This is a genomic window from Paenibacillus durus (genome assembly GCF_000756615.1).
In the GTDB taxonomy this organism is placed as follows: domain Bacteria; phylum Bacillota; class Bacilli; order Paenibacillales; family Paenibacillaceae; genus Paenibacillus_AQ; species Paenibacillus_AQ durus.
The window spans coordinates 3,667,334-3,680,126 of record NZ_CP009288.1; the positions used below are offsets into that span (position 1 = coordinate 3,667,334).

The window sequence follows — 12,793 nt, forward strand, 5'->3', positions numbered from 1 at the left end:
TTCTTCCACTACTTTGATGTTATTCGCGTACAAAAGAAAAATTCCTTCTTTTTGCGAACCCCTTTGCAGAAATTGGTACAAAAGATGCTGTTAAGCGATATAAAAAAGATCACACTTTTTCCCCAGCCGAAAAAACCAGTCTGAAATGCCTATATCCCATCCTTTCGTCCTAATCCATTACCCACTCGTCTTCGCGCATTCGAATCTTTTCCAGACGCTTCGCTTTGCCGGAGTCCTCATCCAGCTCCACAAACAATCCGTGAAGCATCCATTTTCCCTCATCCACGACAAAACGGGACGGAAGCTGGGTTGTAAATTTATAGAGTACCGCATCTTTTTCCATACCCAAAATTCCTTCTCTTGAACCAACCATGCCCGCATCGGTCAAATAAGCCGTCCCTCCAGGCAAAATAATGTCATCGTTACTCTGAACATGGGTATGAGTGCCTACGACAATTGATGCACGTCCATCCATGAACCAGCCCATGGCTATTTTCTCGGATGTGGCTTCCGCGTGAAAATCAACCAAAATGCACTTGTGCTGCCTCCGCAGTTCTTCCACTATCTCTTCACCGATCCGGAAAGGACAGTCGATGGCCGGCAAAAAGGTGCGCCCCTGCAAATTGACGATTGCCAGCTGCTTACCATTTCCTTTAACCACGGTGTAACCTTGGCCGGGCGTACCCGGAGGAAAATTGGCCGGACGTACTATACGCGGCTCATCATCGATAAATTCAAAGATATTCTTATTATCCCATGTGTGATTACCCATCGTGATCCCATGAACGCCCCAATTGAAAAATTCATTCGCGATTGCAGATGTAATGCCTCTTCCGGCTGCGGCATTTTCACCATTGACGATAATAATATGCGGCTGGTATTTGCTCTTCAGGGAAGGAAGCATTTCCCGCAGCGCTTTGCGGCCGGTGTTGCCTACAATGTCGCCGATAAATAAAACTTTAATGTTGATCTCCTCCTACTGTAAAAAACACCGGTTTCTCGTACAAATATAAGATAAAATGATAAGCGCTCAGCTTATCAATTCTTATATTTTAAAGAGAAGTGGCGCCTTAAAGGCGCCACTTCTCTGATTATGCCTATTTAGCGTACTCAACCGCCCGTGTCTCGCGAATAACAGTGACCTTGATATGACCCGGGTAGTCCAGTTCATTTTCAATCGTCTTCGTAATATCGCGCGCCAGACGGAAAGCTTCGGCATCGTCGATCTTGTCAGGCTGCACCATTACGCGGACCTCACGGCCGGCTTGAATCGCATATGACTTCTCGACGCCTTCGAAAGATTCGGAAATCTCCTCCAGCTTCTCCAGACGCTTGATATACGTTTCCAGCGTTTCCCGGCGCGCTCCCGGTCTTGCCGCCGACAATGCGTCAGCCGCACCAACCAGCATAGCGATAACCGAAGTCGCTTCTGCGTCCCCGTGATGGGAAGCAATGCTATTAATGACAACAGGATGTTCTTTATATTTCTTAGCAAGCTCTACGCCGATCTCGACGTGTGAGCCTTCCACCTCATGATCCAGCGCTTTGCCGATATCATGAAGCAGTCCCGCGCGTTTGGCTAGCACGATGTCTTCCCCAAGCTCACCGGCCATCAGCCCGGTCAAATAAGCAACCTCCATGGAGTGCTTCAATACGTTCTGACCATAGCTCGTACGGAATTTCAGTCGACCGAGAATTTTGATCAAATCCGGGTGCAGACCATGAACGCCAACCTCGAAGGTGGCTTGCTCGCCATATTCCCGAATCCGTTCATCCACTTCCTTACGCGATTTCTCGACCATTTCTTCGATACGCGCCGGATGGATACGTCCGTCTGCCACCAGCTTTTCCAGTGCCGTACGGGCCACTTCCCGGCGAATCGGATCAAATCCTGACAAAATAACCGCTTCTGGCGTGTCGTCGATAATAAGGTCAATACCGGTGAGGGTTTCCAGAGCGCGGATATTCCGGCCTTCGCGGCCGATTATCCGTCCCTTCATCTCTTCATTCGGAAGTGTAACGACGGATACCGTTGTTTCCGCTACATGATCGGCGGCGCAGCGTTGAATAGCTAGGGTAATGATCTCGCGGGACTTCTTGTCCGCTTCTTCCTTGGCCTGCTGTTCAATATCCTTGATCATCTGCGCGGTTTCATGCCGAACTTCCTGTTCTACATTGGAAAGGATAATACTTCTTGCGTCTTCCATGCTCAAATTGGAGATACGCTCCAATTCAGCAACCTGATTTCTGTAAATTACATCGATTTGCTGCTGGGTTTCGTCAATTCGTTTCTCTTTGTTAGCCACTTGTTCTTCTTTTCGTTCAAGCGATTCCATTTTTTTATCCAGCGATTCTTCCTTTTGCAGCAACCGTCTTTCCTGACGTTGGATTTCATTCCGACGTTCGCGAGTTTCCTTCTCAGCCTCGGTACGGATTCTGTGGACTTCGTCCTTGGCTTCCAATACCGTTTCCTTCTTCAGCGCCTCCGCTTCCTTCTTCGCGTTCTCCACGATTACGCTAGCAGCCTGTTCCGCGCTGGAAATCTTAGCTTCTGCAAGGGATTTCCGAATAAAATAACCGAACCCAAAGAATAATGTCGCTACAACGAGAACGATGATGACCCAGATCCAGGTGTCCATCTGTTTCACCTCCTCGTTGGTTCCTCCAAGGCATTCCTTGGGATTGTGCAGTTGTCAAACTATCCGTTCATCACCATACAAAAAAACGGTAAATCCACCGATTGCCGAACTGCACATGATTCACATGCACACTGCCCGCCGCATCCGGCGATTACATTTCATATGAGTTGATACGCGAATCGTTTAGAAAAAGATGGCCTTTTTGGGAAGGAAAAAGGATTCTTATTTTATGCCGATTCATGTTATATTTTATTATTTATAAAAAGACATTGTCAAGAGAGCCATTCCTGGGCGCAAAGTCAAGGGAGTCAATCGAACTCGCAGAATTCGTCCTCTGCTCCGTCCATGTCCGCTTCCTGCCGCAATGAATTTATGACACTTCGAACGATCTCGCCCGAAAATCCCCTTCTCATCAAAAAAGCGCCTGTCTTCCTTCTCTTGTCGGAGGCCTCGCCCTTGATCGCATTCCACTTCTTGCAGCCCAGCTCAAGTGCGCTTTGCCGCTCCTGCTTAGCGCTGATTCCATCCAGCGCCTCGCCAATAACCGATTTGTCGATGCCTTTACCTCGCAGCTCATGGCGAACCCATAGGCGCCCCTTGCGATGCCCGGTTATCCGCTGCTCCGCCCACTGCTTCGCATACTGGGTATCGTCAATCAACCGTTCACGCCGAAGCCGCTCCAGCACTTCGGCAATTATAGCTTCCCCGATTTCCTTTTGCCGCAAACGTCTTGCCATTTCCATCCCCGTCCGCGGCTTGCGTTCCAAATAACGCAAGCCTTCAACATATGCCCGCTGCCGCTCATCGGCCAATACGATCTGCCGAAGGTCTTCCTTCGTGAACGCATTTCCGGAAATCATCCGGTACTTGACCATAATATCCTCATGGACGCTCAGGCTGAATGTCCCGAAATGAATAATATAGCGGTGATCGGATTTTTGTTGACGTTCCACCCTGGTTATCGTCAGCAGCTCATGATCAGGGAATTGTGAGAGCACATCCTCTTCCAGTTGCTCGTCATCATAATCTAACTGTATTGTCATGAGTGTGCATCCTCCCTCCTACTTTGGTTAACCGCCTGATGCAGCGAAGGGAGCATCATTCCCGTATAACTTATTTCCACCATAAAAAAAGACGCCCTTACGATTAAAGAGGGCGCCTTGCTTCCAAAAGATTTATTCGATTTCGAGCAGTTCCTGTTCTTCCTGCTTCTCTGCTTCGATCTCCGCATCGGTTGGAGCGGCAACGATTGTAGAGAGATTGCTCGCTTCACGAATCTTGTTCTCGATGACAAGCGCCAAATTCTGATGTTCCTTCAGGAACTGCTTCGCATTCTCGCGGCCTTGACCCAGCCGTTCACCTTCATAGGAGTACCACGCGCCACTCTTGTTGACAATATCCATTTCCGTGCCAATATCGACAAGACTTCCTTCTCTGGAAATACCCTCACCGTACATAATATCGATATCCGCCTGTTTGAACGGAGGCGCCACCTTGTTCTTTACAACCTTGATCCGCGTACGGTTACCCACTATATCATTGCCCATCTTAATACTCTCTACGCGGCGCACATCAAGGCGAACCGTAGAGTAGAATTTCAATGCGCGGCCGCCGGGAGTCGTCTCCGGATTACCGAACATAACGCCGATCTTCTCGCGAAGCTGGTTGATAAAGATAGCTATCGTCTTGGATTTGTTAATGGAGCCTGACAGCTTACGCAGGGCCTGGGACATCAGCCGGGCTTGCAAGCCGACATGGGAATCGCCCATCTCGCCTTCAATTTCAGCCTTGGGAACCAGCGCCGCCACGGAGTCTACCACAATGATATCTACCGCGCCGCTGCGGACAAGCGCTTCTGCAATCTCCAGCGCCTGCTCGCCGGTGTCCGGTTGGGACAGCAGCAGTTCATCAATGTTAACGCCCAGTTTGCTTGCATAGCTCGGGTCCAGCGCATGCTCCGCATCAATAAAAGCGGCTTGTCCGCCGACCTTCTGAACCTCCGCAATCGCATGCAGGGCAACCGTTGTCTTACCGGAGGATTCCGGCCCGTATACTTCTATAATACGGCCTTTAGGAAGTCCGCCGATTCCCAGAGCAATATCTAAAGCCAGCGATCCGCTGGGCACAACCTCAACTTGCATATGAGTCGATTCACCCAGTTTCATGACGGAACCTTTACCGAATTGTTTCTCTATTTGACGAAGCGCCATTTCAAGCGCTGCACGACGATCTGACAATCAGATCACATCCTTTTCACTGTTATAATATCGGAGAGGTAAATCTTATATTAGTATTGTATCTTGTTTTGAAGTCTTTGCCAAGCATTTTTTCGAACATACATTCGTTTTTTTCACCCTCCAGTCCGCCTCTTCCTTTTATTGTAAATCAAAAAAAACAAAAACCGCGGCAAAGAAATACAATGCCACGGTTCTTCCGTATGCTTCCATTATATAAGAGAAAAGCTGATCATTTCAAGCCCGAACCCTCAAGCGGCGTGTTCGCCTTGCGTTCCGCCAGTCTTCGCCACAGCCGATACAGAATGGCCTTGACGGAGCGAATGCGGATATTCTCGCGGTTGCCTGATAGCTTAAGCTCGAATACTTCCGTCTTGCCGTCTTTCTCGGCGATGCCGATATATACCAGACCAACAGGCTTGCGCTCCGAGGAGCCCGGACCCGCCACTCCGGTAATCGACAGGCCATAATCCGTACCTGTGGTGATTCTGACCTGCTCCGCCAGAACCTCCGCCACCTCGCGGCTGACTGCGCCGAAAGCGCCCTCTCCTTCCAAGTAATTCTTAGGCACGTTCAGCAGCTTCTGCTTCATTTCGTTGGAGTAGCAAACAATGCCTCCCATAAACATGGATGAGCTCCCGGGGATGCTCGTAATGCTCTCCATCAGCAGTCCGCCCGTACAGCTCTCGGCGCAGCTCACGGTAAGTCCTTCATTCGCCATCCAATCCACGATAACCTTTTCCATTGGAACATCGGTAGAGGCGTACAAATTCTCAGGAAGAATGCTGCGGATTTGCTCCTCCAGCGCATCCAGCTTCTCCATCGCTTCGCTGCGAGTAGACGCCTTGGTGGAAATACGCACCGTTACCTCGCCTTCTTTGGCATAAGGAGCGATCGTCGGATCATTTTGGCCGTGAATGAGATTGATCAGCTTGTCTTCAAGCAAAGATTCCCCGATGCCGGCAAATTTAAGCATTTTGGAATGAAGCGGGGTTTCATCCGTCAGCGCATGCTGCTGAAGCCAAGGCTTAGCTTGCTCTGTGAACATCGGTTTCATTTCCCTTGGCGGTCCGGGAAGAACGACATAGTAGTTGCCCTCATGACTAATTGCAAGTCCCACAGCCAGTCCCGTCTCATTCGGAAGAGGCGTCGAATCGTCGATCACAAGCGCCTGCCGGCGGTTGTTCTCAGTCATTGGCACGCCCCGGCCTTTGAAGAACCGGTCTACATGTTCCATCGCCATCTGATCGATATGCAGCCCCCGGCCCAGCGAAGCGGCCAAAGCGTCCTTCGTCAGATCGTCCTCTGTCGGTCCGATCCCTCCTGTGAACAATATGAGATCGGCGCGCCCCTTCGCAATTTCGATAGCCTCCTGCAGCCGGACGCTGTTATCGCCTACCACAGTCTGAAAATATACGTCAATGCCAAGAGCGGCAAGCTCGACGGACAGAAATTGGGCGTTGCTGTTCATGATTTGGCCGAGCAGCAGTTCCGTACCGACTGCAATAATCTCTGCTTTCATTTCATCATTCCTCCCAGGGTGATTAATCACCGGACGTCACACGGATAGAAACGGGGCAATAGGCGCATGTCCTACTGCCCCGCTGCGGATCACGGCAAGCCGGTCTGATATTAAGCGTTATGAAGCTGGAGCAGCTCCTTGTTTTTCACGAAATAATCGATTCCCGAGTAAATCGTAATTAAAGCGGCCGCCCAAATGGCAATACTGTCAAAAGGGATGCCGACGAACTGAAATGGAAAATTGTTAAGCAGAAGCAGGGAAATCGCTATAATCTGCACGATCGTTTTGATTTTGCCCCACTTGCTGGCCGCAACGACCTTACCATCCAGCAGCGCCACTTGGCGCAGACCGGTAACGGCAAATTCGCGGCTGATAATGACGATAGCAATCCAGGAATCGCATCTGCCCAGCTCGACCAGCGAAATCAGCACCGCTGACACAAGCAGCTTATCGGCCAAGGGATCGAGCAGCTTGCCAAGATTGGTTACCATATTATACTTGCGTGCAATATAGCCGTCGATGCCATCCGTACTTGCCGCCAGCAAGAAAATAATCGCAGCTATAAGATGATTGAACGAGAGTTGAAATGACCCCCAGTGCAGCGGCTGCGGATAGAAACTAAAATTGACCAGCAGGAAAAACATCATGATCGGGATCAGACATATTCGGGCAATGGTTATGCGATTAGGCAAATTCACTGAAGCACTTCCTCCCCTGACAAATCATATTCGAAAGCATGGGTTATCCGAACCTTCGTAATCTCCCCGATGTCGATGTTGCTGCCTTTAACAAATACTTCTCCGTCAATCTCAGGCGCATCGTACTGCGAGCGGCCGATATAGACATCGCTGCGGCCGTCATAGCGTTCCACCAGCACATCGAGAACTTGGCCCACAAACCGGCTGCCCCGATCCTGGGTAACCTTGCGCTGAAGCTCCATTAATGTGTTGGCGCGCCATTCCTTCACCTCATCCGGAACCTGGTCCGGCAGGCGCGAAGCCGGAGTTCCCTCTTCGTTCGAGTAAGTAAATACCCCCAGCCGATCAAAACCGACCTCGCTCACAAACTCACACAAGCGCTGAAAATCCTCTTCAGTCTCGCCGGGAAAACCGACAATAAGCGAAGTGCGCAGCGACACGCCGGGAATCATCTCCCGGATTCGAGCAATCAGCTCGCGGATATCCCGCTGGCGTCCGGGTCTGCGCATGCGTTTGAGAATTGAGTCTTCACTGTGCTGGAGCGGCATGTCCACGTATTTGCAGATCTTCGGATTATTCGCCATCGTCTGAATCAGCTCTTCGGTGAAAAAGCCAGGGTAGGCATAATGCAATCTAACCCATTCAATGCCATCCACTTCGCTTACGCGGTTTAGCAGCTCAGGCAGCTTGAATTCCTCGTACAGATCGGTTCCGTAATTGGTGGAGTCCTGAGCGATTAGGCTGATCTCCTTCACTCCTTGCGCCGCTAGTGTCCTTACCTCTGCCAGAATTGACTCTATGGAACGGCTGCGGAACGCTCCGCGCATAATCGGGATACTGCAGAACGTGCAATTGTTATCGCAGCCTTCCGCAATTTTGACATAGGTAGTATAACGCGGCGTCGATACCTTACGGGGCAGCGCCTCCTCATAATTAAAGACCGGATTCCCAACCCATACCGGCCTGCTTCCTCTTACGGCTTCATCAACAATCTGAACGATGTTGTGAAAATCTCCCGTTCCGACAATTCCGTCGATCTCCGGCATCTCCTCCATCAGCTCCGCCTTATAGCGCTGGGTTAAGCAGCCCGATACGATCAGCGCCTTAAGATTGCCGCTCTCCTTGAGCTCCGCAAGCTCAAGAATTGTATTGACGGATTCCTCCTTGGCTTCATCGATAAATCCGCACGTATTTACAATAATGACGGTAGCTTCTTCTTTACGGTCCACAAGCGCATATCCACGTTCATGAACCAGGCCGGACATAATCTCCGAATCTACCAAATTTTTTTCGCAGCCAAGTGTTACAATGTTAATCTTCTCTGTCATCAGTCATCCTCCAATAATACAAAGCACGTATCCACATTTTCTTAAGCAAGTATAATATAGCCGGAATTCAGCTGTCAAAAACACAAAGCACCCCGCAGATTTTCGCTTCGCGAGCGGCGCTGCGGGGCACGGAATCATTATTTCAGGTTAGTGTACTGCAAATCAAGCGGTAAATCAGCCTTGTTAAGAAGCTGAATAATTTGCTGCAGATCGTCTCTGCTCTTGCCGGTAACACGAATCTGATCACCCTGAATTTGGCTCTTAACTTTCAGCTTGGAGTCGCGGATCAGCACATTGATCTTCTTGGCGTTATCCTGATCGATTCCTTGTTTAAGTCCGAGCCGCTGGCGAACCGTTCCCATGGAGGCAGGCTCGATTTTGCCGAAGTCAAGATTCTTGAGCGTGATGCCCCTCTTAACCATTTTCGACTGCAAAATATCAATGACAGCGTTCAGCTTATACTCGTCGTCGGACACAATGATCAGCGCGTCTTTTTCCAGCTTAAGGCTGCTCTTGCTTCCCTTGAAATCAAAGCGGTTTTGAATCTCTTTCTCCGTCTGATGAATTGCATTGGTCAATTCCTGAATATCCATTTTGGACACAATATCGAATGAACTTTCCGAAGCCATATTTCCACGTCCTTTATGTGCGTTATTTCAGCTACTATTATATGAAAAAGACAAGGCCAAGTCTAACTGCCAATTGTTATTTGGCCCGGCATATAAGAAGAAACGGCTGCGCCGTCCTCTGGAAGAGGAAGGCATCCGTTTCTCGTAAAAATATCAGGTTAAGGATAAGCGCGAAGCTTATACTTTCTGATATTTCAAGAAGAAACGGCTGCGCCGTCCTTTTAGGGACGGTACCGTTTCTCGTAGAAATATAAGACAAATTGATAAACGCTCAGCTTATTAATTCTTATATTTCAAAAATACGCCTCCGTCAAAGGGTACTTTCCCCTTTTGCTGGAGGCGCCTGCGGCATGCCTGTTATCTGCTTCGAATCGGACTTCTGAACATATCCAAGATCCCCAGCACGATATGCGCAAGACCGAAACCCAGGATTCCGTAACCCCAGGCTCCGGGTGTCAAGTAGTAACCAAGCAGGCTGACGATAATGCCCAGGGCGATTACAATCCAGCTGACCGTCATCGATGCACACCTCGCTTTAATGGATGAACTGTTAACCCGTCTTAGGTTCTCCATAATGGCAGAGTCTATGCGTATCGGTAAGTTATTCCGGGGTGCCGCCTTCAGCGGTTACACCGCTGTCAGTCGTTTGCCCATCCGTACTGTCCGCCGACGTTTCGGTTGTGTTCGTTGATCCTGCGCCGTCACCCAGCTCCAGCAAAATGCGTGAGGTAGACTTTCCGTCCGTTACGACCTGCCCGTTCACGGTGATCTGCGTAGCAGGGGAGTTTCCGGATTTAATATAAATGCCTTCACTTCCCAGCGTAAAGGTCTTGGTGTCTCCGGAGGCCGTGTTGCCAAAAGAAAGTTTCTCACCTCTCGAATTAGTTCCTTTATATACCTCGAGCCAGCTAACGCCTGTTGCAGTAATGACAACCTGCGGATTGGTACCCGTCACCTTAAAGACGGTAGTCTTGCCTGATTTCCGGTCCTGGACGACCGTTCCGCCTTCCGTGGCTGGTGAAGGTGAAGGAGACGGCGAAGGGGATGGGGACGGCGAAGCGGTAGCTTCGCTTCCTGCTCCAACATCGGCTCCAACCGAAGCGGCCGGCGTCGCTGTCCCACCTTCCGCAGAAGCCGGTCCAGCGGACTGTGCGGGCGTAGGATTCTGTGTGCTCGTAGTAATCGGATTAGCATCAGTCTGCGGGTTATCCGATTTACCCCAGTTCGAAGCATACATATAAATGACCGCTATAATCAATACCGGAAAAATCCACATTAAGAGTGTCGGAAGCCATTTGGCATTCCGCTCGGTCTCGGGTCTGCGGCTGCGCTTTTGGAGCACAGTTTCCATAGTGGAAGGCTCCTCTTTAGGCACAGGAACACTTCCGGGCTCTTGTATAAGCTCATCGGGATTAACGCCAACCGCCTCTGCATAAGTCTTGATAAAAGCCCGCACGTAAAAACTGCCGGGAAGCACCTTATAATCTCCCGTCTCAATAGCTTCCAAATATTTCTTGCGAATTTTCGTTACTTCCTGCACATCGTCAAGACTCATTCCCTTTTGCAGACGAGCCTCCTTCAATTGCCGGCCCAGTTCCGACATTCCTTTGCCTCCTCCTTATGTTTCTGTCTATTTATAAATCGTCGCTGTAGCTGGATGTAAATGTGTCGTAAAGGATCTCTTCGCCAGGATTATTGCGCAGCTCGATCAGAATGTCAAAATCGTCATATGTGTATTCTGACTCGCGGACAAAAATGTCCGGGTGCTCAATAACCTTCGTACTCGGCATAGACATTATATCTTTAAGCAGATTGTAATGCTTCTCATTAGAGCGAATCGTGCTGACAATACCATCGATAATAAAAATATTGTTCGGATTCATCTCATCCTCGGCAAGCTGACTGCGGACGGTCTGCCGGAGCATCGTCGAGGAAACGAAGGTCCAGCGCTTCATTGCGCACACACTGCCAGCGATAATCGATTCCGTCTTACCCACTCGCGGCATTCCCCGAAGACCAATGACCTGATTGCCGTCACGTTTGAACAGCTCTCCGAGAAAATCGACCAAGAGGCCCAGCTCATCCCGGGTAAACCTGAACGTCTTCCGGTCATCCGAATCCCGGTCGATATATCTTCCGTGCCGAACGGCCAGTTTGTCAACCAAGCGCGGTGAACGCAGGGCGGTTACCGTTATATTTTCAACCTTTTTGAGCATATCGCCCATCAGCTGGATCTTCTCATCATCATTTGTTTCAAGCAGCATGCCCCGGGTCTTATCCTCTACTCCGTTGATGGTCAGTATATTGACCTCCAGCATACCGAGCATCGAAGCGATATCGCCGAGCAAACCGGGTCTATTCTTATGTATCTTGTATTCCATGTACCATTCTTTGTATTCCAACTTGTACACCTCGTAATGTAAATTCCCTTTCCCGAGCCTAGATTCGCCACAAAACGGCAAGATGCGACACACCACAGGTTCACGGGTCATGTTAATGATATATAAAATGAAATTGAAAGGCAAGGTGAAAGGTCAGACAATTGCAGAAAAGCTCCCTTGAGGGGGAGCTTGTTCCGCCGGGCTATGCGTTCTGCTTCGCCAGCTTGACCATGAGGGAGGCAATCGTATGCCGCTGACTTTCATCGCCTACGTCCCACAGCTCTTTGATCGCCCGGTTCGAGGCGTTTTGCGGGTCTACCTTCTTGTCGAGGAATTCCCCGATTTCATAAGCGAGCTCGGCAATAGTGCTCTCGCTCATGCCTACTTTCTCGGCCTGAACAACCCGATCGCCCAGAAATTTCTTCCAGGTATCAAAATTTTTGATAACTGTCGACTCTGTTGACATATTAAATCCTCCTTCGTGGTGATGACCTTGCTTACCCTTAGGCAGCAGGCCATTTGCGCTAAGATTTAAAAGCAACAGTCATAATATGCCCTTCAAGAAAGCCCGTTATTCTTAGGTCCTTTACCACTGTCAGGTAACCCAGCCCCCATTTGGGCTAATAATTTGTCCGTTGATATATCCCGATTCCGGCAGAGCCAAAAAATACACAAGCGAAGCAACTTCTTCCGGCGAGGCAAGCCTGCCTGCGGGAATTTCTTCCTCCAGCATGCGAACCTCGTCCTCCGTTAAATTTTCCAGCATCGCCGTGTGCACCGCGCCCGGAGCCACCGCGTTCACCGTTACGCCCGAAGGGGCCAATTCCTTAGCCAGAGCCTTAGTAAAAGCGTTGACGCCGCCCTTGCTCGCGGAATAGGCAACTTCGCAAGACGCGCCCGAAATCCCCCATACAGAAGAGACGTTGATAATCCGCCCATACCGCTGCGAAACCATATAAGGCATAAAAATCTGGCTGCAAAGAAACGTCCCTTTCAGATTAACGGCCAAACAATCGTCCCATTCCTCTTCGGTAAGATCGGCAAGCATGCCGTAATGGGCTTTGCCGGCATTGTTGACCAGTATGTCCGGCTGCATACCGCTAACCGAAAGCCGTTCAGCCATGCGCTGGAGCTGGCTGCGGTCTCTTAAATCGGCGGCCACGGTCATTACCTGTGAACCTGCGTTCATACAGCGCCGCGCCACCTCGTTAGCCGCCTCATGGGAATTCATATAGTGAATCACAATATTCATCCGTGCCGAGGCAAAGCGCTCGGCAATAGCGCCGCCAATCCCCCCGCTGCCGCCGGTAATAAGCACCGTCGTTTCTCCGAGCGGCTTGCCGCTCGCTCCCACAGTATCCA

13 protein-coding genes are annotated in these 12,793 nt (G+C 50.1%); all 13 read right to left on the minus strand.

The features are described 5' to 3' along the window. Positions 1 to 169: 169 nt before the first annotated feature. Positions 170 to 964 carry a TIGR00282 family metallophosphoesterase gene (locus tag PDUR_RS15540; protein WP_081949549.1) on the minus strand — a complete coding sequence of 265 codons (795 nt, stop codon included), beginning with the start codon at positions 962 to 964 and terminating at the stop codon, positions 170 to 172. A 133-nt stretch (positions 965 to 1,097) separates the two neighbouring features. Continuing rightward, on the minus strand, positions 1,098 to 2,639 hold the full coding sequence (gene rny / locus PDUR_RS15545; protein ID WP_042207061.1) for a ribonuclease Y: 1,542 nt from the start codon (positions 2,637 to 2,639) through the stop codon (positions 1,098 to 1,100). 308 nt (positions 2,640 to 2,947) lie between these two features. Next, positions 2,948 to 3,682 carry a regulatory protein RecX gene (locus PDUR_RS15550; protein ID WP_042207062.1) on the minus strand — a complete coding sequence of 245 codons (735 nt, stop codon included), beginning with the start codon at positions 3,680 to 3,682 and terminating at the stop codon, positions 2,948 to 2,950. Between the two features lie 132 nt (positions 3,683 to 3,814). Next, positions 3,815 to 4,876, minus strand: a complete 1,062-nt coding sequence (gene recA / locus PDUR_RS15555; protein ID WP_042207063.1) for a recombinase RecA — start codon at positions 4,874 to 4,876, stop codon at positions 3,815 to 3,817. Positions 4,877 to 5,105: 229 nt separating this feature from the next. Beyond that, complete coding sequence (locus tag PDUR_RS15560; RefSeq protein WP_042207065.1) at positions 5,106 to 6,395, minus strand: competence/damage-inducible protein A; 1,290 nt, start codon at positions 6,393 to 6,395, stop codon at positions 5,106 to 5,108. Between the two features lie 110 nt (positions 6,396 to 6,505). Beyond that, positions 6,506 to 7,093 carry a CDP-diacylglycerol--glycerol-3-phosphate 3-phosphatidyltransferase gene (pgsA, locus tag PDUR_RS15565; protein WP_042207066.1) on the minus strand — a complete coding sequence of 196 codons (588 nt, stop codon included), beginning with the start codon at positions 7,091 to 7,093 and terminating at the stop codon, positions 6,506 to 6,508. Then, positions 7,090 to 8,421 carry a 30S ribosomal protein S12 methylthiotransferase RimO gene (gene rimO, locus PDUR_RS15570; RefSeq protein ID WP_042207067.1) on the minus strand — a complete coding sequence of 444 codons (1,332 nt, stop codon included), beginning with the start codon at positions 8,419 to 8,421 and terminating at the stop codon, positions 7,090 to 7,092. The genes pgsA and rimO overlap by 4 nt, the downstream gene beginning before the upstream one ends. A 137-nt stretch (positions 8,422 to 8,558) precedes the next feature. Beyond that, positions 8,559 to 9,050, minus strand: a complete 492-nt coding sequence (locus PDUR_RS15575; protein WP_042207068.1) for a YajQ family cyclic di-GMP-binding protein — start codon at positions 9,048 to 9,050, stop codon at positions 8,559 to 8,561. 357 nt (positions 9,051 to 9,407) lie between these two features. Further along, a complete protein-coding gene (locus PDUR_RS29185; protein ID WP_169744915.1) occupies positions 9,408 to 9,569 on the minus strand; it encodes a hypothetical protein in 162 nt (53 codons plus the stop codon). 82 nt (positions 9,570 to 9,651) lie between these two features. After that, the gene (locus PDUR_RS15580) at positions 9,652 to 10,653 is read right to left on the minus strand and encodes a helix-turn-helix domain-containing protein (protein ID WP_042207069.1); all 1,002 of its coding nucleotides are present in this window, start codon (positions 10,651 to 10,653) and stop codon (positions 9,652 to 9,654) included. A 31-nt stretch (positions 10,654 to 10,684) separates the two neighbouring features. Continuing rightward, the gene (locus tag PDUR_RS15585; RefSeq protein ID WP_042207070.1) at positions 10,685 to 11,452 is read right to left on the minus strand and encodes a DUF3388 domain-containing protein; all 768 of its coding nucleotides are present in this window, start codon (positions 11,450 to 11,452) and stop codon (positions 10,685 to 10,687) included. 181 nt (positions 11,453 to 11,633) lie between these two features. Beyond that, positions 11,634 to 11,897, minus strand: coding sequence for a DUF3243 domain-containing protein (locus PDUR_RS15590; protein ID WP_042207071.1), 264 nt, complete (start codon positions 11,895 to 11,897; stop codon positions 11,634 to 11,636). A 129-nt stretch (positions 11,898 to 12,026) separates the two neighbouring features. Then, positions 12,027 to 12,785, minus strand: coding sequence for an elongation factor P 5-aminopentanone reductase (gene ymfI, locus PDUR_RS15595; RefSeq protein WP_081949894.1), 759 nt, complete (start codon positions 12,783 to 12,785; stop codon positions 12,027 to 12,029). Positions 12,786 to 12,793 lie beyond the last annotated feature (8 nt).